Below are 22,712 nucleotides of genomic sequence, written 5' to 3'. Positions count from 1 at the left end.
GTGGCGGGTTCCGGTCGTCCGGACCGCCCGAACACGCCACTCGGTTCGGCGGCCGAGCCCGATGGCGGGCCGGGCCGTGAGCGGGGCGGGCGGGGTAGCGCAGCCGATCCGGGGTGCGGCGGTTCGCGGTGTGGCGGTGCGTGAGGCGGCGCGGGCCGGGGCTCGGGGACACGTGGAGTCGGTGCACCGCAAGGCCGTCTACCTCGAGCTGGACGGGGCGTTGGTCGCGCTCGTGTCGGCGGACGTCGAACCCGGTCCGCTGCACCTTTGCTCCGGACCGCTGCCGCCCGCGGTCGCGGGGGAGCGGGTGGCCTGCGACGGGAGCCGGATCGCGGCGCGGACCTGGGCCGTGCGCTGCGACGTGCCGACGTGGCAGGGCGCGCTTCCGGCGTCGTGGTCGCGCGACAGCGCCGGTCACGTGGCTCGACCGGACGGTGTCGGTCCGGACGGACCGGCGGTAGCGGCAACGCCCCGGCCGTGGGAGACGGCGATCCCGGGGGACGTTCCGGCCGATCCGGGGCCCGTTCACGTCGCGACACGGCGCGGGGCGGTCGAGGAGCTGGCCGGGTTGCTCGGGGGTCGGGGGCCCGGGCTCACCCCGGCGGGCGACGACCTGCTGGCCGGGATCGTCCTCGTCGCGCGGGCACGGTGGGGGACGGCGGCGGAGGCCCGGCTGGACGCAGCGGTTGCCGGTGTCCGGACGACCGGAGCGGCGGCGGCGTTCCTGCACTGGGCCGCGCGCGGTCACAGCCTCGCCCCGGCCCACGACGTCCTGGTCTCGCTCGCCGCGGGACGCGCGGACGAACGGGCGGAGAGCCGGTTGAGCGCGATCGGGGCGAGCTCCGGGGCGTGCCTGCTCGCCGGGCTGCGGATCGGGGTGGCTCAGTTGCCCCGGCTGGACACCCGGAGCACGCGGGCCGGGTCGGACGTCGCGTTGTGAACCCGGACGCGGTGGTCGGCCGGGAAGTGCAGCGAGTCGCCCTCGGACAAGGTGTACCGCTCGTCGCCGACGGAGACGTCCAGCGCGCCGTCGAGCACCAGCAGCAGGTCCTCGCCGCCGTGCCGGTCCGGTTCCAGCCCCGCGCCCGGTTCGACGTCGGTGATCCTGCCGCGCACGGTGAACCGCTCCGGCGGGCCGGACACGACGGACTCCGCCACGCCGGGCAGCGACGGCGCGGCCGGGCGGTCGTCGGCGTGCACGTGATGCGCGACGGCGGGAGGTTCCCCGTCGCCGTCGACGAAATGCCCCATCGGCCGCCCGAGCGCCGACGCGAGCTTCAGCAGCGTCGTGACCGTCGGGACCATGTCCCCGCGCTCGACCTTGTGGATCGCCGCGGCGGAGACGTCGGCACGTCGCGCGAGCTGCTGCAGGGACAGCCCGTTGTCCTGGCGGAGCTGCCGGACCTTGGGGCCGATCGCGCGCACGATCGCGTCGCGCTCCGCCTCGCCCCCGACCGCAGGGGCGCCGTCATCCGGCAGGGTCGCCGCTCCGGCCATCGGATCTCCTTGACACGCCAATGTCGATTAGTATCGTAAACGACCATCATCTATGGTGAGCGACCTCGGGCGAGGCGTGCAACACCGGCTGACAGCCGGCCCATCGTAGTCGGCGACTGACAAGGGGTCTTCGTGCCGCACAAGACGGTGATCGTGGGTGGCGGGGCCGGTGGCCTGGGCGCCGCCGGTGGAGTGAAGGCGGCGAACCCGGAGGCCGAGGTCGTCGTCTACACCGAGTTCGAGGACGTCGCCTACAGCCCGTGCGGAATCCCGTACGTGCACGGCAAGGAGATCTCGGACTTCGAGAAGCTGTTCCTGGCCACCAAGGAGCAGTACGTCAAGGCCGGCATCGACGTCCACTACGAGACGACCGTGACGGCGATCGACCCGAAGGGGAAGACGGTCACCGTCGAGGGCGAGGGCCGGGTCTCCTACGACACGCTGATCCTGGCCACCGGGTTCGACTACGCCGACCCCGGCGTGCCGGGCGGCGACCTGGAGAACCTCTACTACGTCAAGAACATCCGCAAGGCCATGGAGTGGGACAAGGTCCTGGACTCCGTGAAGACGGCCGTGGTGATCGAGGCGAGCCCGCTCGGCACCGAGATGACCACCTCGCTGGCGCACCGTGGCATCGAGACCCACCTGGTCGACCCGAACCCGTGGCCGCTGGCCGAGATGGCCGACCCGGACATCATGGCGCCGGTCGAGGAGTCGTGGACCGAGATGGGCGTGAAGGCCCACTTCAACACGACGCTCAAGGGCTTCCTCGGCCAGGGAAAGGTCTCCGCCGTCGACACGAGCGACGGCGAGATCCCGTGCGACCTGGTCGTCGTCGCGACGCACAAGGTCCCCAACGCGCGCCTCGCCGCGGACGCCGGCCTCAAGATCGGCTCGACCGGCGGGATCATCGTCGACGAGCGGATGGCCACCTCGGCGCCCGGCGTGTTCGCCGTCGGAGACTGCACCGAGATCCCGCACGGCCTGACCAGGGTCCCGCTGCAGGGGCTGACCGGCAGCCACGCGTACGCCCAGGGCAAGGCGGGCGGGAACAACGCGGGCGGCGGGTCGCGCACGTACAAGGCGGTCTACGTGCCGTGGGGGACGCCGGCCGGGAAGTGGGTGATCGGCGGCGCGTCGTTCGGCGAGACGACGGCGACGGCGCTGGGCATCCCGTACGTCGTCGGGCAGGCACAGGGCATCTCCCGGGCCCGCTACTACCCGGGCGTGAAGCCGGTGAAGGTCAAGCTGCTCGCCGAGCCCGGCTCGCTGCGGTTGATCGGCGCCCAGATGGTCGGCCAGGAGGGGATCAAGGAGCGGGCGGACTTCCTGGCGATGGCCGTCAAGTTCGGCTTCACGTTCCACGACCTGGCCGCCATGGAGAACGTCTACTCGCCCGCCATCGGCGCGCTGAACGAGCCGATCGTCGTCGCCGCCACCAACGGCCTCGACGAGCTCCGCAAGGCCGGGAAGCTCTGAGATGGCGTTCTCGAAGTGGCTGCGCGAGAACTCGCAGCACTACCTGATGGTCGGCGCGCACGAGCAGTTGGCCAGGCGCTACCCGGGCACCCGGCGGCCGGCGCCGCCGCACGGGCCGGTCGAGCTGTTCTGGCGGCGGGTGTTCGGACCGGTCTACCGCGCGCTGCCGTGGCCGCTGCGCCACAGGATCCTGCGCGCCATGCCCGGCAGCCACCGCCAGACGTGGGCGGATCCGCCGAAGGCCAAGGGCCCGGCCGTATGACGTGGTGGGCACCCGCTCACCTGAAGTGCAGTGACACCCGAGACGAAGGAGAACCACCGTGGTTCAGGTCGTAGGCGAGCGGGTCAAGAAGGGCGACGCGATCGTCGACTACGAGGACAAGGTCTTCGAGGACATCCAGGCGGAGTCCGGCGAGAAGGCCTACATCTTCATGCACACCGTGCCGTTCGAGGGCTCGGTCGGTCTGGTCAACATGCTGACCGCCACCCGGATCAACCGGAAGGGCTTCGAGACCAGCATCGTCCTGTTCGGACCCGGGTCGCTGATGGCGTCGGCGTCCCGCGGCTTTCCGACCGTCGGCGACGAGGCGTTCCCCGGCGCCCTGGGCTACAACAAGCAGCTCACCACGTTCATGGGTGAGGGCGGCAAGGTCTACGCCTGTCGGTTCTCCGCTGCCATGCTCTACGGCATGCGGGAGGTCGACATGATGGAGGGCGTCAAGCCGATCAACCCGCTGGACGTCCTGGACGCGCAGCTGACGGCCCGCCGCGAGGGCGCGCTGGTCATGCAGACCTGGACCGTCTGAGCCGACGACCCGCGGCCGGGCGGCGGGATGCTCCCCGCCGCCCGGCCGCACACTTCCCGCGGAGGGGACGCACACGGTGGATTCGATCGCCGACATGGGCGGCATGCAGGGGTTCGGCACGGCGTCGCCACCGGAGGCCGGTGAGCCACCGTTCGCCGAGCCGTGGGAGGGCCGCGCGTTCGCGATGACGGTCCTGACGATGGGCCGGATCTCCGGGCAGAACCTGGACGCCTTCCGGTACGCGCTCGGGCGCCTGCACCCGCTGGACTACCTCGCCGACGGCTACTACGGCCGCTGGCTGAACGCCGCCGAGCTGATGCTCACCGACTCGAGGATCCTCGAGCCCGGCGCCGTCGACGCCCGCGTCCGGCGCAACAGCGGAGAGGACGTCACCGAACCGGCGTTCCCGGAGCCGCAGAAGCCGGACTACAAGCCGACCGCCGCGGGCTCGCTGCGCGAGATCGAGGACCCGCCCGCGTTCGCCGTCGGGGACACCGTGCGCACGAAGGACCTGCACCCGGCGGGGCCGACGAAGCTCGTGGGCTACGCCCGGCGCCGCACCGGGACGGTCACGGCGATCCGCCCGGCCCACGTGCTGCCGGACACGCACGCGGTGTTCGAGGGCGAGAACGCCCAGCACGTCTACACCGTCGCGTTCTCCTCGCGCGAGCTGTGGGGCGACGACGCCGAGGACTTCACCCTGAACGTCGAGCTGTTCGAGTCCTACCTGGAGAACGCCGCATGACCGACCGCATCTCTCCGGCCCTGCGCACGGAGGCGCTGGAACAACTGCTCGTCGAGCGGGAGATGATCGACCCCGCTGTGATGGACAAGTTCATCTCGAACTACGAGAACGACGTCGGCCCGATGAACGGGGCGAAGGTCGTCGCACGTGCGTGGACCGACCCCGACTACAAGGCGCAGCTGCTGGCCGACGGCACCGCGGCGATCAAGGAGATGGGCTTCTCCGGTCCACAGGGCGAGTACATCGTCGTGCTGGAGCAGACCGACGAGGTGCACCACGTCGTCGTCTGCACGCTCTGCTCCTGCTACCCGTGGCCGGTGCTGGGGCTGCCGCCGAGCTGGTACAAGGACCCGGCCTACCGCTCGCGGGTGGTGCGCGAGCCGCGTGCCGTGCTGCACGAGATGGGCCTCGACGTGCCCGACGGCAAGCGGATCGAGGTGTGGGACTCCAGCGCGGAGGTCCGCTACCTGATCCTGCCGCAGCGCCCCGCCGGGACCGAGGACTGGGACGCCGAGCGCCTGGCCGGGATCGTCACGCGCGACGCGATGGTGGGCGTGGCAGAGGTGCAGGCGTGAGCGTGGCACTGGACGTCGAGGGTGCCGCCGCGCCGCCGCGCAGCAACGGCGAGCTCGTGTTCGCCGAGCCGTGGGAGAGCCGCGCGTTCGGCATGGCCGTCACGCTGTCCGACGCGGGCGCGTTCACCTGGGACGCGTTCCGGGACCGGCTGATCGCGCGGATCGGACGGTGGGAGGCCGAGCACGGGATCGACGACCCGGGTTTCCGCTACTACGACCACTGGCTGGCCGCGCTGGAGGACGTGCTCGTCGGATCCGGCAGCCTCGGTTCCGACGACGTCGCGTCGCGCTCGTCGGCGCTCGCCGACCGCCCCGCGGGGCACGACCACCGCGACGACGAGCACGGGCACGGTCACGGCCACTGAGCTCAGGCGGCCGAGGAGTTCCAGAGGGCTGCGGCGCGTGCCGCCTGGTCGCGGCTCTCCCACATGCGGGCGGGCCAGCCGAGCGTGATCGGCTGGGTCAGGCGGTCCAGCACGTCCGTGCTGTAGACGCCGCCGACCCGGAACGCGGCCAGGTCCTGCCGCGGGACGACCGTCCGGATCAGGCCGTTCGCCGGGGCCCCGGCCCGCCTGCCGACGACGAGCACGGTGTCCGAGCGGCCGTCGCCCCACTGCGGCGGGAGCACCCAGAGCTTCTCCCCGGCCGGGAACGGCCGGGACACGGAGTCGCCGACGGTCGCGACGACCCACCAGGCCAGCAGGTCCATCGCTCCACGGTAACCGCGAGGTCAGCCGACCGCGGCGGTCGTCAGCTCGTCGTAGATCTCCAGATGGCGCCGGGCGCTGCGTTCCCAGGTGAAACGCGGCACCGTCGCCCGGCCGCCGGCCCGCAGCCGGCCACGCAGCAACTCGTCGCCCGCCACGGCCGTCATGGCCGCGGCCAGCGCTTCCGGGTCCGCGACGGCGGGCAGCAGCGCGTTCCGCCCGTCGGTCAGGTACTCGTGGAAGACCGGCAGGTCGGAGGCCACGACGGGCAGGCCCGCCGCCATCGCCTCCAGCACGGCCAGCCCCCAGCCCTCCTTGACCGACGGGAACACCAGCGCGTCCGCACTGCCGTACCAGTCGCCGAGGTCCTGCTCGGACAGGGTGCCGAGGAGGATCACGTCGCGACCCAGCTCGAGCCCGAGCGACGGCAGCGCGGCCAGCGTCTCCTCGCGGTAGGCGGCGTAGTCCTGGAACGAGTGGCCGCCGACGACGGCGAGCACCGGGCGCGGGTCCATGCGCGCCAGCGCCTCGAACGCGAAGCGGGTGCCCTTGCGCGGCTCGATCCCGCCCACGGACAGGAACAGGAACCGGTCGTCGGCGCCCACCGACGCCCGCAGCGAGGACCGCCGCCGCGGCGTGACCGGCGCGAACCGGGTGGTGTCCACGCCGTTCGGGACGACGTCGGCGTCGACGCCGTACTCGTCGCGCAGGATCCGCCGCCACTGCCGGGAGACCACGAGCACGCGGTCCGGCTCCTCGATCGCGGCGCGCTGGCAGTGCACGAGCGCGGGCGTCGTGAAGTCGTCGACGTGGTGGACGGTGCGCACGACCGAGACCGGCGCGCCGGCGTCGCGGACACGGGCGGCCGCGCGGGCGGCGATGCAGTCCTGCGCGTGCAGCACCGAGAACTCCCCTGCGAGCCCGCTCAGCGCCCCGGCCAGCGCGTCGATCGAGGCGAACACGCGGTCGGACAGCGTCCCGGACCGGTCCGGCGCGGGCAGCACCGTGTGCGGGACGGCGAGCGGACGGTGCAGTCGCTCGCCCTGGGTGACCAGGTGCACCGGGCGCCCGGCCGCGTGCAGCGCCTCGGCGAGCGCCATCGTGTGCAGCATCCCGCCGCGCGGCGACGTCGAGTGCGTGACGAGCGCGAGACCGTCGCCGCTCACAGCTGCTGCCCGACGATCGAGCTGTCCCGCAAGGCGATCGCTGCCGCCGCGAGCGATGCCCGTGCGGCCGTCTCGGCGACCACGCACCCGGCGTCGGTGAAGGCGGCGCGCTGGCGCTCGAAGCCCTGCGGGTCCTTGTCGGTGCCCAGCACGTAGACGACGATCCGCGGCCCGCCGCCCGCGATGATGTCCCGGCAGACCGGACCGAGCTCGGCCGCCGGGTCCGGGTGCGCGCCGTAGCCGAGCACGACGTCCAGCAGGATCACCGCCACGTCCGGCTCCGCGCCCTGGGCCCGCAGGTGCTCGACGCGCGCCTCCGGGTCGATCATCGGGTGCGGGCGGCCCTGGGTGTACTCCTCCTCGCCGAGGTCGAGGCAGACGTGCGCGCCCTCCGGGGCGGGCAGCCCGTGCGACTTGTCGATCGGCGTGTTCGAGTACACCGGCCCGAGCGCGCGCTCGAGCAGGACCAGCGACTCGTAGCAGAGCGTGCCGCCGGAGAACAGGCCGCGCACGAGCGTGCGCCCGGCGGGGAGGTCGCGCACCACCTCGTCGACGCGGGCGGCGAGCCCGGCCGACGTGTCCGGCACCGGACGCCCGAGGCGGCGGAGCGTCTCCAGCACGCCACCCTCCAGGGTGGACGCACGGCTCACGGACGGTGGGTCCTCGTCGGCGGAGCCGGCGTCCGACAGCCCGATCAGGGACGCGACCAGGGGAGTGGACCCGGTCTCGGCCAGCACCGAGCGTGCGACGTCGGGGTCCGGCGGCTTGGACACGAGCAGGATCGCGTCCACGTCGCCCGCCGCGGCCAGCGACCGCACCGCCAGCCGTCCCATCGGACCACCGACGGCCTTCGACAGGTCGCGCCCGCCGAGGCCGATCACGTCGGTCACACCGACGCCGAAACGGTCCAGCAGTGCGGCTGCCTCCTGCGCGCCGGTGCCCGCCGCGGCGACGACGGCGACCGTGTGCTCGCGCTGCGCCGGGTCGTTCATGACGTTCGCGAACCCGAGGCACGTGCCGCCCAGCATCGCCGTGCCGGCGCCGGGGCCCATCACGAGCAGGCCGAGCTCGGTCGCGCGCTCCTTGAGCTCCACCTCGTCGTCGATCGGGACGTTGTCGCTGAACAGCAGCACCTGCAGGCCGGCGGAGAGCGCCTTGTGCGTCTCCAGCGCCGCGTAGTCGCCGGGCACCGAGATGACGGCCACGGAGCTGCCCGGCAGCCGGCCGACGGCGTCCTGCACCGACGGCGGGTCGGCCTCGACCTGATCGCCGGTCGTCGACGGGCGGGCGGCGAACATCGCGTCCCGCCCGGCCTGCTCGGCCGCGGCCGCCGTGTCGTCGGTGTCCGCGCGGACGGCCAGGACCAGGTCGCCTGCCGTCGCGCCGGACCAGTCGGACGGGTCGAAGCCCTGCTCGGTCAGTGTCGCCAGGTTCGCCTCGGTCGCCATCGCCGCGGCCGCCCAGTCGACGCCGTCGACGGCATTCATCGCCCGGGTTCCGGAGAGCTGGACGACGGAGTCCAGGTAGGTGTCGCGGACGAGCCGCACGACGGCGGTCACCGGCGCGCCGTCGCGACGATCCGGGTGCCGACCTCGGTGTCGGGGAGCACGTCCCCGGCGTCCAGCGACGGACCGGCCCGTTCCGCCGTGGTGATCACGGCGGTGGTGCCGCCCTCCCGGACGAACCGGACCGCGGCCCGGACCTTCGGGCCCATGCTGCCCTCCGGGAACTGCCCGTCGTCGAGGTGGCGCAGCGCGTCGTTCACGGTCATCTCCGTGAGCGCCCGCTGGGTCTGTTTGCCGAAGTCCAGCTGCACCTTCGGCACCTCGGTGACCAGCACCAGCGCCTCCGCGTTCACCGACGTCGCGATCCGCTGCGCCGTGAAGTCCTTGTCGATCACCGCGTCGATGCCCTCCAGGCCGCGGTCCCCGGCGATCACCGGGATCCCGCCGCCACCGCCCGCAACGACGATCATGTGCTGGTCGATCAGCGCGCGGATCGCGTCCACCTCCACGATGCCGACCGGCTTCGGCGACGGCACGACCCGCCGGTGCCCGCGGTCGCCGTCGCGCACGATCTGCCAGCCGCGGTCGGCCGCGAGCGCGTTCGCCTGCTCCTCGGTGAAGAACGGCCCGACCGGCTTCGTCGGCTTCCCGAACGCCGGGTCGTCCGGGTCGACGATCACGTGCGTGACCACGGAGACGACGCCGGTCAGGCGCCCGCGCCCCTCGGCAAGCAGCGCCAGCGAGATGATGCTGCCGAGCTGGCCCTGGGTCATCGAGTTGACGCAGTGCAGCGGCAGGCCGGGGACGATGCCTGCCGCCTCCTCCTGCTGGATCGCCAGGTTGCCGACCTGCGGACCGTTGCCGTGCACGAGCACGACGTTCCAGCCCGCGTCCCGCAACGCGCAGACGGCGCGGGCCATCGCGCGCGCGTTCTCCGCCTGTTCCTCGTACGTGCCCGACTGGCCGCTCCGGGTGATGGCATTGCCGCCCAGCGCCACGACTGCTGTCTTCGGCATCAGCCGCTCACCGGGTATCCACGATCCGCCACCCCATTTACTATAGTGGACGGATGTGCGGTTCGGGAACCAGGAGGACACGGTGCAGCTGCCCGCGGCGTTCGGCGTGACCGACGAGGACCCACGGATCGCCGACGCGCGCCGTCGATGGCGGGCCGCCGGGGACCGGTTGTGGCCGATCGCGCTGTCCGACGGCGCCTCCTACGAGCTCGCCGCGCAGGCCGTCGGGGAGATCGTCGACGCCCTGCGGGAGCACGCCGGCTCGCTGGAGGAGCTCGTCGCGCTCGAGGCGGCGCCGTCGGCGCTCCTGTCCGGACTCGGCGCGACGGGGGAGCGCGCGGTGGTCCAGCCGGAGCTGCTGGCCGCCGCGTGCTCGCTGCGCGGCGACGAGCTGGCGGCCGCGCGGGCCCGGTGGCGGCGCGCCGAGCGGATCGCCGCCGCGCGTGCCGACGGGCTCACGTGGGTCGAGGTGGACCGGTCGGCGACGCGGGTGGCCGAGATGCACCTCGCGACCGGCACGACGATCGTCGCGACGGCCGATCCGTACCTCGGCGACGAGCCGTTCCGCATCTCCGAGATGGTGCTCGACACGGTGTCCGGTGAGCCGCTGGCCGGTCCGGACGGCGTCGACACCGCGTTCGCGACGACGGCCGAGTGGGAGGCCGACCGGGAGCGCCGCCGCCGCGAGATCTCGGAGCGTCTTGACACGCGCGACCGCGACGGTTCCGATAGCTGATGAACGTATCCTAAGGTGAATGTCGGATCGGCGGAGGACACATGACGGACGACCTCGGCGAGCTCGTCGCCGCCCTGCAGAGCCACGGCCTGCGGGTGGAGACCGCGGTCGAGACCCGGACCGGCGGCGCGGGGCCGACCGACTCGGGGATGATCTGGCTGGACGGTCGTCCGGTCACGGTGCCGACGGACGCGCGCTCGCCGTACGTGCTCAAGCTCGAGGACGGCGGCGGCAACGGCGTCTACCGCGACGGTGAGCGCCTGGCCGGCGTCTCCCGGTCGCGTCGCCCGCGGTTCTACGACCTCACCACGGCCGACGGCACGCCGTACTCGAAGATCGCGCTGCTGCACCTGGACTCGCTGGCCAGCACGGTCGTGCAGGCCTGCAACTACTGGAACACGTCCGACCAGTGCGGGTTCTGCGGGATCGGGCTGTCGCTCGCCTCCGGCGCGACGATCGCGAAGAAGACGCCCGAGCAGCTCGCCGAGGTCGCCGTGGCGGCACGGGATCTGGACGGTGCCGTCGACGTCACGCTGACCACCGGCAGCTCCACCGCCCCGGACCGCGGCGCCCGCTACGTGGCCCGCTGCGGGCGTGCCGTGAAGGACGCCAGCGGCCTTCCGGTGGAGATCCAGTTCGAGCCGCCGCGAGACCTCGCGATCCTGGACGAGGTGCACGCGACGGGCGGGGCCGACGCCGTCGGCATCCACATCGAGTCGTTCGATCCCGACGTGCTGGCGCGGGTGGCTCCTGGCAAGGCGCGCACCGGGATCGACACGTACTTCCGGACGTGGGAGCGGGCCGTCGCGCTGTGGGGCCGCGGCCGCGTGTCGACCTACGTCATCCTCGGGATGGGCGAGGACCCGGACGTCACCGTCGAGGGCTGCCGTCGCGCGGTGGACATCGGCGTGTACCCGTTCGTCGTGCCGCTGCGCCCGGTCGCGGGCTCTCTCATGGAACACGTGCCGGCGCCGTCGGCGGAGTACAGCGCGGACGTCTATGAGCGGGTCGCGGACCACATGACGTTGCGCGGCATGAGCTCCGACGACGCCGTGGCCGGCTGCGCGCGCTGCCAGGCCTGCTCGGCGATCGACGCCGTGCAGCGGGGCGGCCAGGTCGGCGGCAAGACGCTGCTGCAGATCGGGCCCCGCCCGGCGGGGCTGTCGTGACCCGCGCGACCGAGCGCCCGTCGACGAGGGAGATCACCTGCCGGGTGGTCGCCGGTGCGGACGAGCTGGCCGAGCATCACCGGATCCGGCACTCCGTGTTCGTCGGGGAACAGGGGGTGTTCCCGGAGTCCGATGTGGACGCGGTGGACGCGCGGCCGGACGTGTTGCACGTGCTGGCGTTCGCCGACGACGCCGCGGTGGGAACGGTGCGCCTCTACCCGCTGGGCTCCTCCGACGAGGCCGGCCTCTGGCAGGGCGACCGGCTGGCGGTGCTGTCCGACCGGCGCTCGGCAGGCGCGGGCGGGCCGCTCGTGCGGTTCGCCGTGGCCACGGCGGGCGCGCTCGGCGGGAGCCGGATGCTGGCCCACGTCCAGGTGCCGAACCGGCGGTTCTTCGAGCGCCTCGGCTGGACCGCCGTCGGGACCGAGACGTACGCGGGCCTGCCGCACGTCGCGATGACGATCGAGCTGCCGGGCTCGGTGCGGGGCTCAGTGCAGGACGGGTGACGGCGTCCCCAGCCGCCCCCTCGCGGCGAACGCCGTCCGCAGCTCGGCCGGCAGGCCCGCGCAGATCCGGTCGCGCGCCGCGGCGCGGGTCGCCGACGCGCCGACGGACGCCACGACGAGATCGGATCCGGTCCGGGCGGCCGCCGTCGCGGCCTCCTCGTCACGCCCGAGGTGGGTGAGCGCCAGCGCCTCGTACTTCGCCGACCGGAACCGCCGCGCGTAGGCGAGCAGCTCCTCGGCCCGCTCCGGTTCCCACCGGGCCTGCATCTCGATCAGCCGCATCTCGGCGCGCGGCCGGAACGGCAGTGACACCTTGAGCAGCGGGGCGGCGGCCTCGACGCCGGCGCCCGCGTCGTCGTCGCGGCCCTCGAGCAGGTCGCAGTCGGCGAGCGCGAGCAGCGCGTGCAGCTCCTGCTCCAGCTCGAGCGCGCCGCCACCGCGGCGGGCCAGACCGACGGCGATCCCGGCGTGCTCGCGGGCCCTCCCGATCTCGCCGAGCTCCTGCCACACCCACGACGTCGTCGTCTCGATGCCGGCGCGGTAGTAGTCGACGCCCGCCTCGTCGATCAACGTGCGGGCCCTGCCGAGCGAGCGCAGGGCGCCGGAGAAGTCGCCGACGTCACCGCGGGCCAGCGCGCAGAAGAACAGGCTCTGCAGCAGTGTCCGGAACTCGCCGGTGCGCGCGCACAGCACGACGGCGCGTTCCAGCACGGCCCTCGCCTCGGCGAACCGGTCCATGTGCTGCAGCAGCGCACCGCGGTAGGCGGTCGCCGTCGCGGCCAGGGTGTCCGCGGGGCCGACCTCGAGCACCTCGTCGTAGGAGCGGGTGGCGCCGTCGTAGTCGCCGTCCCAGTGCCGGACCCGTCCGAGCAGCAGCAGCGAGCTGCGCCGTGCCCCCGGCGCCGCGGCGGCGGACTCGGCCAGGTGCCCGGCCCGCTCGGCCAGGTCGACGGCGGCCATCGCGTCCCTGGCGTAGAGCGCCGTCCAGCCGAGACCCTCCAGTGCGCGGGCCTCCAGGCTCTCGTCGCCGAGCGCGCGGGCCAGGTCCAGGGCGCGCTCGTGGTCGTCGCGGGCGTCCTCGTGGCGGGCCAGGTCGCAGCGGACCGTGCCGCGGCGCAGCCGCATCTGCGCGGCCTGTGCGCGGTCGCCGCCGAGGTCGGCCTGCTCGACGGCGCGGCTGAGCATCCGCTCGGCCTCGGTGTGCGCGAACGCGCGGTGCGCGGCCTCCGCGGCGTCACCCCACGCCCTGGCGGCGTCGATGTGGTCGCCGGCCTCGGCGTGGTGGCGGGCCGCGATCTCCGGCCGGTCCGGGAACAGGCGAGCGGCGCGGCGGTGCCTGCTGACCCGCACCGGAGCGGGAGTGTCCTGGTGGATGATCTCGCGCAGGATGTCGTTCGCGAACCGGAAGCTCTGCTCCTGGGCGACGACGAGCCCGGCGCGCAGCGCCCGCTCGCAGCGGTGCGCGCACTCCTCGACCGGGATCCGGGCGAGCGCGGCGACGTCGTCGACGGTGAACGCGCGGCCGAACACGGCCGCCTGGGCGAGCAGCTCCCGCACGTCCTCCGCGGTACCGGCCAGGCGGCGGGCCAGCGCGTCGTGCAGCGTGTCAGGGATGTCGGGCGCTCCGCTGTCACGGCCCGTGCCTCCGGACGGCGCCGGGTGCCGCAGCAGCTCGCTGACCAGCAGCGGCGACCCTCCGGTCCAGGTGAAGAACCGGTCCAGGTCGTGCTGCGACCCGGCCTCGCGCAGCAGTCGCGCGACCGCGTCCCGGGAGAGCGGCCCGACCTCGACGTCGACGGCGACGTCGTCCAGCGCCACCGCCCTCCGCCGGTTCTCCGACGTGTTCTCGGTGACCACGAGCAGCACCGGCACCTCGGTGAGCCGGTCGGCGAGGTGGTGCAGCACCTCGAGCGTGGTCTCCCCGGCGTGCTCCAGGTCCTCGACGGCGAGCAGCAGCGGCCTCGACCGCGCGACGTGCGCCAGGAACGCCGTGAGCGCCTCGACCGTGCGCCGGTGCCGCAGCTCGGATCCGGACGGCGAGTCGGCCGCCGGGTCCAGCTCCGGAACGAGCGCGGCGAGCGCGCGGCGCTCGGCGCCGGAGAGCCGGTCCGCGGCGCCGGGCGCGTGCCGGGCGACGATCTCGCGCACGCACTGCGCGAACGGCTGCAGGTACAGCGAGCGCTCGGCCTCCGCGCAGCGCGCGGTCACGGTGACCGCGCCGGTCGAGGCGGCCTCGCGGCACAGCGCCTCGCAGAGCGTGCTCTTGCCGATCCCGGACTCGCCGTGCAGCAGGGCGATCGAGCGCCGTCCCTGCCCGGCGCCCGCCCACATGTCGACGAGCCGGGCGAACTCGTCCTCCCGCCCGACCGGGGCCGGCGTCCGTGGCGCGGTTCCCCCGGAACGGGCGGGCGGGACGCCGTCGCCGCGCAGGACGTCCAGGTGGACCTGGCGGGTCTCGGCGCTCGGGTCCACGCCGAGCCGCGCGGACAGCGCCTCGCGGAGCGTGTCGAACGCCCCCAGCGCCGCGGCCGTCGACCCGCGCTGCATGTGGGCGCGCATCAGCGCGCGACAGGCGTCCTCGTCCAGCGGGTCGGCGTCCAGCGCGCGGCCCGCCTCGTCGATCGCGACGTCCGGGTCGCCGACCGCCAGCGCACCCGACCACCGGCACCGGCGAGCGCGCCGCAGTGCCGTCTCCACCCGTCGTCGAACCTGGTCGGCCCACTCGTCGTCGGGTTCACCTGCCAGCGGTGTCCCGGTCACGAGCAGCTCGACGGCACGGCCGGCGTCGTCGAGCGCGACGGCGGGCCGGGTCGCCATCTCCCTCTCGGCGGCGGCCACGAGATCGGTCGCCTCGGTGAGGTCGACCGTCGTCGGGCCGCGGACGAGGCGGTAGGCGCGCGGGCCGCCGTCGATCGCGTTCCGGCCCAGCGAGCGCCGCAGGCGGCTGACGAGCGCCGCGACGTTGCGGTCCGGCCGGTCCGGGGGGCGCTCCGGCCACAGCTGGTCGGCCAGGGTGCTCGCCGGGACGAACTCGCCGTGCCGGACCGCGAGCATGGCGAGCAGACGGCTGGCCCGTCCGCTCGGGACCGGGCCGTGCGGGGCGCCCTCGACCGCCATGCGGCCGATGAGCTGCACCCGGACTGCTCCGTCGCCCATCCGGCGAGGGTACCCCGGTGAGGTGTCCGGGTGATCCGTACCACTCACCGGACGTAGCTCGGCCCGTCGATCACCGGGTGGGCGCGCAGGAAGTCCTCGTCCACCTCGACGCCGATGCCCGGCCCCGGCAGCGGGGTGACCGTCCCGTCCGGCGCGAGCTCCCACGGCGTGGACACCAGCTCGTCGCGGAACCGGTTCGGACGGGACACGTCCGCCTCGAAGTATCCGGCGTTGTCGATCGCGGCGAGCAGATGGATGGTCGCGGCCATGTTCAGTCCGGTCATCGACGAGTGCGGGTGGACCGGCACCTTCCACGCCGACGCCATCGCCGCGATCCGGGCGACCTCGGTGACCCCGCCCGCCTTGGACAGGTCCGGCTGCAGCACCGACAGGACCCCGTCCTCGACGAGCCGGTGGAACTCGAAGCGCGTGTAGTGGTTCTCGCCCGCGGCCAGCGGGATCCGGGTCAGGCGGGCGGCCGCGGCGTAGGACCGGTGGTCGTGAGCGGGGAACGGCTCCTCCAGCCAGCCCACGTCCAGGCGTTCCAGCTCCGGCGTGACGGCGCGGACGTCGGCGAGGTCGTAGCCGGTGTTCGCGTCGGTGAGCAGCACGACGTCGTCGCCGACGGCGTCGCGGACGGCCCGCACCCGCTCCAGGTCGCGGTCCGGCCGGTCGCCGACCCGCAGCTTCAGCGCGCGGTAGCCCTGCTCGACGAGCGGGACGGCCTCGGCGACGAGGTCACCGGGCGGCTGGTGCCCCATGGCGACGCCACCCGCGTACGCCGGGACCGGCCGCCGCGCCCCGCCGAGCAACGCGCACAACGGCATCCCGGCCGCCCTGCCCCGGATGTCCCACAGCGCCATGTCCACACCGGACAGCGCCATCGCCGCCGCGGCCCCGGTGCCGTGGCTGGCCAGCTGCGACCGGTACACGGCGTCCCACGCGCCGACGACGTCCAGCGGGTCGCGGCCGACGACCAGCTCCCGGACCGTCGTCGAGACCAGGTGCGCGACCGTGCCCGGCGCACGGCCGTGATGGGCCTCGCCCCAGCCGACCACGCCCTCGTCGGTGACCACCTTGACGATCACCGCGTCCCGCTTGACGGTCGTCCCGATGCCGAGCGTGACCTGCTCGTCAGGGGCGAGCCGGAACGACGTCGGGAACGCGATCACGTCGACGATCCGCACGGGTGACCCCTCCTCGGGTGTGTTCCACTGTGATCACAGGCAACCAGGGAGGGGACGATGAGCACCAGCCACGAGGTTACGGTGGACGACACGGCCGTCGCGCTGGGCAGCGGCGACGTCGAGGTCCTCGGCACCCCGCGGCTGCTGGCCTGGATGGAGGCCGCGACGGTCCAGGCGGCGCGCCCGCACCTCGGCGACGGGCAGACGTCGGTCGGGACGGCGGTGCGGATCCGGCACAAGCGGCCGACGCCGGTGGGCGGCCTCGTGACCGTCGAGGCGTCGCTGCGCGAGGAGCCGTCCGGCGGGCGGCTCGGGTTCACGGTCAGCGCCCGTGACGGCGACGGCACGGTCGTCGGGGACGGCGAGATCGACCGGGTGGTCGTCGAGCGCGAGGGATTCGGTTCCTGATCAGCCGCCCACGGTGTGCCCGGCGGCCCGCAGACCGGCGACGATCGCGTCGCGGTGGTCCGGGCCGCGCGTCTCCAGGCTGAGCTCGACGTCGACGTCCCCGACCGGCAGCGCCCCGACGATCCGGGAGTGCGCGACGTCGGTGACGTTCGCGCCGAGCGTGCCGACCTGGGTGAGCAGCTCGGCCAGCGCGCCGGGGCGGTCCTGCACCCGGACGTGCAGCGCGAGGTAGCGCGACGACGCGACCAGGCCGTGCCGGATCACCTGCAGCAGCACGAGCGGGTCCACGTTGCCGCCGGAGAGCACCGCGACGACCGGGCCCTCGGTGGCACCGAACCGGTCGGCGTTCTCCATCAGCGCCGCGACCGCGGCCGCACCCGCCGGTTCGACGACGAGCTTGGCCCGCTCCAGGCAGTGCACCAGCGCACGGGCGATCATGTCCTCGTCGACCGTCACCATCTCGTCGATCAGTGCTGAGACCTGCGGGAACGTGACGTCGCCTGGCCGTCCGACCGCGATCCCGTCGGCGATCGTGCGCATCCCGCCCGCGCGGACCGGGTGCCCGGCCGCCAGCGAGCCCGGCCACGCCGCGGCACCGGCGGCCTGCACCCCGACGATCCGGACGCCCGGCCTGCGCTCGCGCAGCACCGCCGCGACGCCCCCGAGCAGACCGCCGCCGCCCGCCGAGACGAGGACCGTCCCGACGTCCGGCACCTGCTCGAGGATCTCCAGCCCGACCGTGCCCTGCCCGGCCACGACGTCCGGGTGGTCGAACGGATGCACCAGCACCGCACCGGTCCGCTCGGACGCCTCGCCGGCCGCGACGACGGCGTCGTCGACCGTGTCACCGCCGAGCACGACCTCGGCGCCGTAGCCGCGGGTGGCGTCCACCTTCGGCAGCGCAGCCCGCTCCGGCATGAACACCGTCGCCCGCACGCCCAGCAGCTGCGCGGCGAGCGCGACGCCCTGCGCGTGGTTGCCCGCGCTGGCCGCGACGACGCCTCCCGCCCGTTCCCGCTCGGACAGCCGGGCGATCCGGGTGTACGCGCCGCGGATCTTGAAGGAGCCGGTGCGCTGCAGGTTCTCGCACTTGAGGTGCACGGCCGTTCCGGTCAGGGCGGACAGCGCCCTGGCGCCGGCCATCGGGGTGGTGCGGACGACGCCGTCGAGCAGGTCGCGGGCGGCGACGACGTCCGACGCGCTCACCGGAGGGGGGAGGGCGGTCACCCGTCGAGTCTCGCAGGGCCGCTCGCGCTGCGCGGCGGCCGCCGTCCTGCCACTCTGCACGGGTATCGGGTCGGGGGCCGTCCGTCGTCAGGAGGGGAACGGCATGACAGAACCGTCCGACGAGAAGCCGGACGTGGTGCCGGAGGTCGTCGAACGCCGGTCGAGCGCGTTGCGGCTCGACCAGGTCGAGCACCCGACCGGCGCGGTCGTGCTGCACGCCGTCGGCGAGATCGACACCGATACCGCTCCCGAGCTGGGTGCGGAGGTCGGTGTCTGGTGCGACACCGCGCCGCAGGTGCTGCTCGACCTGTCCGGTGTCACGTTCCTCGGGTCGGCAGGGCTGTCGGTCCTGCTCGAGACCCGCGACATGATCGAGGACGGCACCCGGTTCCAGCTGCGGTGCGGGTCGTCGCGGGCCGTGCGCCGGGCGCTGCAGGTGACCGGCACGATGGAGCTGTTCGACGTCGTCGACCGGATCCCCGAGGAGTCCGACGCACCGGCACGGGCCCTGTTCTCCGTGCCGGACCCGCGCTGAGCGCGACCCGCCCGTACCGCAACCGGGTCACCCCCGATGGCGAGCTGGTCGCCGTCGCGGCCCGCGGCACGATGTACGGCAACCGCGGCGTGCTGCACGACGCCGACGGCCGGATCGTGCGCCGCGGGCAGGTGCGCCGCTGGCTGGTGTGCGAGCTGTCGTTCCGCGGACGGCGCCGCCCGCTGCTGCGCCCAGGGCGCTACACCGAGCTGTTCTTCCTCGACGAGGCCGTGGCGCTGGCCGCGGGTCACCGGCCGTGCGCCGAGTGCCGGTACGCCGCCTACCGGGAGTTCCGACGGATCTGGACGGCCGAGCTCGGGTTGGTGTCGCCGCCCCGGGCCGAGGGGATCGACGACGTGCTGCACGTCGAGCGCGCGCTGGAGTCCGGGCAGCGCCGGACCAGGGAGGAGCCCGCCGCGACGCTGCCGGACGGGACGTTCGTGCGGCTGCCCGGCGGCCCGCACGTCGTCGTCGCGGGCGTCGCTCGCCCGTGGTCGCACGAGGGGTACGGCTCCGCGCGACCGCTGCAGGACGTCGTCACCGTGCTGACCCCGCCGTCGACGCTGGCGGTGCTCCGGGCCGGATACCGGCCCCGGCTGCACCCGACCGCGATGTGAAGCCTGGGAAAATTCTGCGCCCCCGCGCGAACCGCCGGAACCGGACCACGACATGATCGAGGGGAACGAGGGGGCCGTGTGAGTTCTCACCTGGTGCCGGACCTGGACGGCGACCTGCTGTGGGCGCTCGTGCGCGTCGAGGAGCTGCTGCTCACGCTGGCCGCGGCGGAGAACGATCCGCGACGACCGCTGCGCCTGCCCCCTGTCGTGTCCGGAGGGCGCGCGCTGGAGGCGCTCGGCCGGGTGCACGCCGCGCTCCTCCCGACGCAGAACGGCGAGAGCGTCACGGCGACCCCGGCCGACGCGCCCCGGGCGACCCGCCGGCGGTGGGTCGGCGCGGACGGCAGGCGGTTGCGTCCGCTGGGGCTGGCCGAGGTCGAGCCGGCCGACCTGACCGTGCTCAGCCGCACGGCCACCTCGCTGGGCTACGAGCTGGCGCTGCGCCCGGACGGCGGTCTGGCCCGGGCGCTGGTCGCGGCCGCCCAGGACGCGGCGGATCCGCCGGGTGGCCCGCCGTCGGCCGTCGAGCTCGTCGAGTCGCTGGCCAGGGTGCTCGGCCTGCTGGACCTCGTGGACACCGACGACACGGTGCTCCTCGTGCGCCGCATGCGCTCCGCGGACGACGACACCCTGGAGCTGACCGCCGAGGAGGAGGACGCGCACCGGCGCACGCTGGAACGGATGACCGGGATGTGGGGCAGTATTCCGGCGTGACCGCCTTCCGCTACCGCGCCCTGCCGATGCGGGTCCTGTTCGGGCCCGGCCGGCTGGCCGAGCTGCCGGCCGAGCTGGACGAGCTGGGCCTGAGCCGGGCGCTCGTGGTGTCCACGCCGGGGCACCGGGAGCTCGGCGACCGCGTCGCCGCCCTGATCGGCGACCGCGCCGCCGGGGTGCACGCCCGCGCCGTGATGCACGTCCCGTCCGAGGTGGCCGATGCGGCCGTGACCGCGGCCCGAGAGGCGGAGGCGGACTGCTGCGTCGCCGTCGGCGGCGGATCGACGGTCGGGCTGGCGAAGGCCGTGGCGCTGGCCGACGGCCTGCCGGTGGTCGCCGTGCCGACCACGTACGCGGGCTCGGAGATGACCCCGGTCTGGGGCACGACCGAGGGCGGCGTCAAGCGCACCGGGCGGGACCCGCGGGTGCTTCCGGTCTCGGTGGTCTACGACCCGGAGCTGACGCTGACCATGCCGCCGGAGCTGTCCGTGGTCAGCGCGATCAACGCGCTGGCGCACTCGGCGGAGGCGCTGTACGCGCCGGACGGGTCGCCGATCGTGTCGGTGATGGCCGAGGAGTCGGCGCTCGCCGCGGGTCTGCCACGGGTCGTGAAGGACCCCACGGACGTCGACGGCCGCTCGGACACGCTGTACGGCGCCTGGCTGGCGGGTGCGTGCCTCGGCGCGACGACGATGGGCTTGCACCACAAGCTGTGTCACACGCTCGGCGGGGCGCTGAACCTGCCGCACGCGCCGACACACACCGTCGTCCTCCCGTACGTCCTGGCGTTCAACGCCGGACGTGCGCCGGACGCGATGGCGGCGCTCGGACGGGCCCTGGGCCGGCCGGCGCCCGGTGCCGTCCGGGACCTGGCGGTGTCGCTCGGTGCACCGACGTCGCTGCGCGAGCTGGGTGCGGCCCGCGAGGACATGGCGGGGGTCGCGGCCACGGCGGCGGCGAGCCCGTACGGGAACCCGCGTCCGACCGACGAGGGGCAGATCGCCGACCTGCTCGACCGGGCATGGGCGGGGGCGGAGCTGGAGACCGGCCGATCACCGGCGCCGCGGCGAGCTGGGCGAGCTCAGTAGCCCGAACCGCTGCCGCCCTGCTGCTGGATCTGCTGCTGCATCTGCTGGGCGCACTGCTGGATCTTCGCCTGGTCGCCGCCCGCCTGGTTCACGCAGTCCACGGCCTGGCCGCCGCCGAAGCTGAAGAACGCGGTTCCGCCGATCACCACGATCACGATGGCGACCACCAGGCCGAGCGCACCGGTGACGATGCCGGTGATCGCCACGCCCCGGTTCGTCGCCCGGCCGCGGCGGGCCCGGCCGGCGCCGAGCACGCCCAGCACGATCGCGATCAGGCCGAACAGGCCGCCGATCACGAGCCAGCAGGTGAGGATCGCGATGATGCCCAGGATCAGGGCGGACAGGCCGAGGCCGTTGCGGGGCGCGGGCGCGCCTGCGGCGTCCGGACGACCCTCCTGCGGGACGGTGCTCACCGGTGGGCTCCTTCCCGGGCGCGGGCCCGGCCGGTCGCGCGTGCGGGGAGGAGACGCGCGGGAAGGCGCCATGATGGCGCGCCCCGCCACGCGCGTCCAGCCGAACGCGCCGGGGTGGATCAGCCCTTCTCGACCGGTTCGGTGTCCCGGGCGGCCACCGGTGTCGCCGGCCTGCGGGCGAACGCCGGAGCACGCTCCGGCCGGACGCCGACGCCGATGAACAGAGCCGGCAGGACCGAGGCCTGCGGGACGGTGTTCATGATGCGCAGCAACGCCTTCGGCGGCTCGACCTGGTCGCCGGTGAGGACGCGGTCGACCGTGTTGCGGTGCATGAACCGCTGCAGGCCCTGCACGAGCCGGGTCGGGAGCAGCCTGCGGCGGCGGACGGCGGCCAGGTCGCGGCCGGTCACGCGGTGCTCGCGCAAGGGCTCGGCGAGCAGGGTCGCCGCGGCGACGGCGTCCTGGACGGCCAGGTTGATGCCGACGCCACCCATCGGCGACATCGCGTGCGCCGCGTCGCCGATGCAGAGCAGCCCGTCGGTGTGCCAGTCGTGCAGCAGGTTCAGCCGGACGTCGAGGTGCTTCACGTCGTCCATCGAGGCGATCGTGTCGACGCGGTCGGCGAGCACCGGCACGACCTCGGCGACGTCGCGCCGGAACGCCTCGACGCCCGCGGCGCGCAGCTCGGCGTCGGTACCCTTCGGTCCGAGGTAGGCGATCTGGAAGTAGCCCTCGCGCGGGATCACGACGCAGACCCGGCCGCGGCCGAGCCGCGGCGAGAGCGCCGCCAGGTCGTCGCCGTCGTGGCGGGGCAGGCGGAACCACCAGGCGTCGAACGAGACCGGGTACTCGGTCACGTCCATGCCGGCGCCCGCGCGCGCCATCGACGTGCGGCCGTCGCACGCGACGGTCAGGTCCGCGTGCAGCTCACCGGTCGTCCCGTCGGCCGTGCGGTAGCGGACGCCGCCGATGCGGCCGCCCGGCTCGTGGATCAGCTCCGTGGCCTCGGTGTTCATCCGCAGCGTGAACGTCGGCTCCTGCTCGCCCGCCTCGGCGAGCAGGTTCAGCAGGTCCCACTGCGGGACCATCGCGATGTACGGGTGCCGCACGCCGAGCCGCGCGAGCCGCCGGAAGTCGGCGATCCGCAGCATCGTCTGCCGCTCGTCGACCGGCAGGGCCACCTCCTCGAGCCGACTCTGCGGCAGCGACGCGAACCGGTCGTCGAGCCCCAGGTCGTCGAGCAGGGCGAGCGTGCTCGGATGCACCGTGTCGCCGCGGAAGTCGCGCAGGAAGTCGCCGTGCTTCTCCAGCACGGTCACCTCGACGCCTGCCCTGGCCAGCAGCAGTCCCATCACCATGCCGGCCGGTCCGCCCCCGACGATGCAGCAGGTCGTGCGCTCCATCGGGATCACCTCTCTTTCAACGCCCGTTGAATAAGAAGAGTGTGCGCTCCGGCGGGT

General features: G+C 74.2%; 25 protein-coding genes. 15 read left to right on the top strand and 10 right to left on the bottom strand.

The window, feature by feature from the left end; all coding sequences use genetic code 11:
- Nucleotides 1–130 precede the first annotated feature (130 nt).
- Nucleotides 131–940 carry an oxamate carbamoyltransferase subunit AllH family protein gene (locus EV378_RS01035; protein WP_165922087.1) on the top strand — a complete coding sequence of 270 codons (810 nt, stop codon included), beginning with the start codon at nt 131–133 and terminating at the stop codon, nt 938–940.
- Here EV378_RS01035 and EV378_RS01030 read toward each other — a convergent pair.
- Nucleotides 883–1,497, bottom strand: coding sequence for a helix-turn-helix domain-containing protein (locus tag EV378_RS01030; protein WP_132420879.1), 615 nt, complete (start codon nt 1,495–1,497; stop codon nt 883–885). The two genes, EV378_RS01035 and EV378_RS01030, sit on opposite strands and share 58 nt — an antisense overlap.
- A 132-nt stretch (nt 1,498–1,629) precedes the next feature.
- On the opposite strand from EV378_RS01030, the gene EV378_RS01025 reads away from it, so the two are divergent.
- The 6 genes from EV378_RS01025 (at nt 1,630) to EV378_RS01000 (ending at nt 5,467) form a co-directional block, all read left to right on the top strand.
- Nucleotides 1,630–2,976, top strand: coding sequence for an FAD-dependent oxidoreductase (locus tag EV378_RS01025; protein WP_132420878.1), 1,347 nt, complete (start codon nt 1,630–1,632; stop codon nt 2,974–2,976).
- Between the two features lies 1 nt (nt 2,977).
- Nucleotides 2,978–3,238: a hypothetical protein gene (locus tag EV378_RS01020; protein ID WP_132420877.1), complete on the top strand. Its 261-nt coding sequence runs from the start codon at nt 2,978–2,980 to the stop codon at nt 3,236–3,238.
- A 58-nt stretch (nt 3,239–3,296) separates the two neighbouring features.
- Complete coding sequence (locus EV378_RS01015; RefSeq protein WP_132420876.1) at nt 3,297–3,782, top strand: MSMEG_0572/Sll0783 family nitrogen starvation response protein; 486 nt, start codon at nt 3,297–3,299, stop codon at nt 3,780–3,782.
- A 76-nt stretch (nt 3,783–3,858) separates the two neighbouring features.
- Nucleotides 3,859–4,527 (top strand): nitrile hydratase subunit beta, encoded by a 669-nt coding sequence (gene nthB / locus EV378_RS01010; RefSeq protein ID WP_132420875.1) that lies wholly within the window; start codon nt 3,859–3,861, stop codon nt 4,525–4,527.
- Nucleotides 4,524–5,102, top strand: a complete 579-nt coding sequence (nthA, locus tag EV378_RS01005; RefSeq protein WP_132420874.1) for a nitrile hydratase subunit alpha — start codon at nt 4,524–4,526, stop codon at nt 5,100–5,102. Before nthB ends, nthA begins: the two co-directional genes overlap by 4 nt.
- Nucleotides 5,099–5,467 (top strand): nitrile hydratase accessory protein, encoded by a 369-nt coding sequence (locus tag EV378_RS01000; RefSeq protein WP_132420873.1) that lies wholly within the window; start codon nt 5,099–5,101, stop codon nt 5,465–5,467. The genes nthA and EV378_RS01000 overlap by 4 nt, the downstream gene beginning before the upstream one ends.
- 2 nt (nt 5,468–5,469) lie before the next feature.
- Here EV378_RS01000 and EV378_RS00995 read toward each other — a convergent pair whose 3' ends face one another.
- Genes EV378_RS00995 through EV378_RS00980 form a run of 4 tightly spaced genes read right to left on the bottom strand, consistent with a single transcriptional unit; the run spans nt 5,470 to nt 9,496 of the window.
- Nucleotides 5,470–5,811, bottom strand: coding sequence for a hypothetical protein (locus EV378_RS00995; RefSeq protein WP_132420872.1), 342 nt, complete (start codon nt 5,809–5,811; stop codon nt 5,470–5,472).
- Nucleotides 5,812–5,832: 21 nt separating this feature from the next.
- A complete protein-coding gene (locus EV378_RS00990) occupies nt 5,833–6,975 on the bottom strand; it encodes an MSMEG_0565 family glycosyltransferase (protein WP_132420871.1) in 1,143 nt (380 codons plus the stop codon).
- Nucleotides 6,972–8,534 carry a protein FdrA gene (locus EV378_RS00985; protein WP_243653206.1) on the bottom strand — a complete coding sequence of 521 codons (1,563 nt, stop codon included), beginning with the start codon at nt 8,532–8,534 and terminating at the stop codon, nt 6,972–6,974. Before EV378_RS00985 ends, EV378_RS00990 begins: the two co-directional genes overlap by 4 nt.
- Nucleotides 8,531–9,496 carry a carbamate kinase gene (locus tag EV378_RS00980; RefSeq protein WP_132420870.1) on the bottom strand — a complete coding sequence of 322 codons (966 nt, stop codon included), beginning with the start codon at nt 9,494–9,496 and terminating at the stop codon, nt 8,531–8,533. The genes EV378_RS00985 and EV378_RS00980 overlap by 4 nt, the downstream gene beginning before the upstream one ends.
- 55 nt (nt 9,497–9,551) lie before the next feature.
- Between EV378_RS00980 and EV378_RS00975 the strand changes: the two genes are divergently transcribed.
- From EV378_RS00975 to EV378_RS00965, 3 genes are read left to right on the top strand one after another with little or no spacing between them, the layout of a single operon-like run.
- Nucleotides 9,552–10,232 carry a hypothetical protein gene (locus EV378_RS00975; RefSeq protein ID WP_132420869.1) on the top strand — a complete coding sequence of 227 codons (681 nt, stop codon included), beginning with the start codon at nt 9,552–9,554 and terminating at the stop codon, nt 10,230–10,232.
- Between the two features lie 41 nt (nt 10,233–10,273).
- Nucleotides 10,274–11,401 (top strand): MSMEG_0568 family radical SAM protein, encoded by a 1,128-nt coding sequence (locus EV378_RS00970; protein ID WP_132420868.1) that lies wholly within the window; start codon nt 10,274–10,276, stop codon nt 11,399–11,401.
- Nucleotides 11,398–11,907, top strand: coding sequence for an MSMEG_0567/Sll0786 family nitrogen starvation N-acetyltransferase (locus EV378_RS00965; RefSeq protein ID WP_165922086.1), 510 nt, complete (start codon nt 11,398–11,400; stop codon nt 11,905–11,907). The genes EV378_RS00970 and EV378_RS00965 overlap by 4 nt, the downstream gene beginning before the upstream one ends.
- On the opposite strand, the gene EV378_RS00960 is transcribed toward EV378_RS00965, so the two are convergent.
- A complete protein-coding gene (locus tag EV378_RS00960) occupies nt 11,890–15,063 on the bottom strand; it encodes an ATP-binding protein (protein ID WP_132420866.1) in 3,174 nt (1,057 codons plus the stop codon). The genes EV378_RS00965 and EV378_RS00960 overlap by 18 nt on opposite strands.
- Nucleotides 15,064–15,107: 44 nt before the next feature.
- Complete coding sequence (locus EV378_RS00955) at nt 15,108–16,250, bottom strand: mandelate racemase/muconate lactonizing enzyme family protein (protein WP_132420865.1); 1,143 nt, start codon at nt 16,248–16,250, stop codon at nt 15,108–15,110.
- A gap of 57 nt (nt 16,251–16,307) precedes the next feature.
- Between EV378_RS00955 and EV378_RS00950 the strand changes: the two genes are divergently transcribed.
- A complete protein-coding gene (locus EV378_RS00950; protein ID WP_132420864.1) occupies nt 16,308–16,658 on the top strand; it encodes a thioesterase family protein in 351 nt (116 codons plus the stop codon).
- Here EV378_RS00950 and ilvA read toward each other — a convergent pair whose 3' ends face one another.
- Nucleotides 16,659–17,885 carry a threonine ammonia-lyase gene (ilvA, locus tag EV378_RS00945; RefSeq protein ID WP_207908535.1) on the bottom strand — a complete coding sequence of 409 codons (1,227 nt, stop codon included), beginning with the start codon at nt 17,883–17,885 and terminating at the stop codon, nt 16,659–16,661. It abuts the gene before it with no gap.
- 103 nt (nt 17,886–17,988) lie between these two features.
- On the opposite strand from ilvA, the gene EV378_RS00940 reads away from it, so the two are divergent.
- The 4 genes from EV378_RS00940 to EV378_RS00925 all read left to right on the top strand — a co-directional run bounded on the left by EV378_RS00940 (nt 17,989) and on the right by EV378_RS00925 (nt 20,839).
- The gene (locus EV378_RS00940; RefSeq protein ID WP_132420863.1) at nt 17,989–18,420 is read left to right on the top strand and encodes an STAS domain-containing protein; all 432 of its coding nucleotides are present in this window, start codon (nt 17,989–17,991) and stop codon (nt 18,418–18,420) included.
- Between the two features lie 71 nt (nt 18,421–18,491).
- On the top strand, nt 18,492–19,037 hold the full coding sequence (locus EV378_RS00935; RefSeq protein ID WP_207908534.1) for a hypothetical protein: 546 nt from the start codon (nt 18,492–18,494) through the stop codon (nt 19,035–19,037).
- 78 nt (nt 19,038–19,115) lie between these two features.
- Nucleotides 19,116–19,751: a hypothetical protein gene (locus EV378_RS00930; RefSeq protein ID WP_132420862.1), complete on the top strand. Its 636-nt coding sequence runs from the start codon at nt 19,116–19,118 to the stop codon at nt 19,749–19,751.
- On the top strand, nt 19,748–20,839 hold the full coding sequence (locus EV378_RS00925) for a maleylacetate reductase (protein WP_165922085.1): 1,092 nt from the start codon (nt 19,748–19,750) through the stop codon (nt 20,837–20,839). The genes EV378_RS00930 and EV378_RS00925 overlap by 4 nt, the downstream gene beginning before the upstream one ends.
- Here the strand turns inward: EV378_RS00925 and EV378_RS00920 are convergent.
- Nucleotides 20,833–21,252, bottom strand: a complete 420-nt coding sequence (locus tag EV378_RS00920; protein WP_132420861.1) for a DUF4190 domain-containing protein — start codon at nt 21,250–21,252, stop codon at nt 20,833–20,835. The genes EV378_RS00925 and EV378_RS00920 overlap by 7 nt on opposite strands.
- Before the next feature lie 119 nt (nt 21,253–21,371).
- The gene (locus EV378_RS00915) at nt 21,372–22,655 is read right to left on the bottom strand and encodes an FAD-dependent oxidoreductase (RefSeq protein ID WP_132420860.1); all 1,284 of its coding nucleotides are present in this window, start codon (nt 22,653–22,655) and stop codon (nt 21,372–21,374) included.
- Nucleotides 22,656–22,712: the final 57 nt, after the last annotated feature.

The organism is Pseudonocardia endophytica, assembly GCF_004339565.1.
GTDB lineage: Bacteria > Actinomycetota > Actinomycetes > Mycobacteriales > Pseudonocardiaceae > Pseudonocardia > Pseudonocardia endophytica.
The sequence above is the reverse complement of the archived record's forward strand: the minus strand, read 5'-3'. Positions and strand labels throughout refer to the sequence as shown.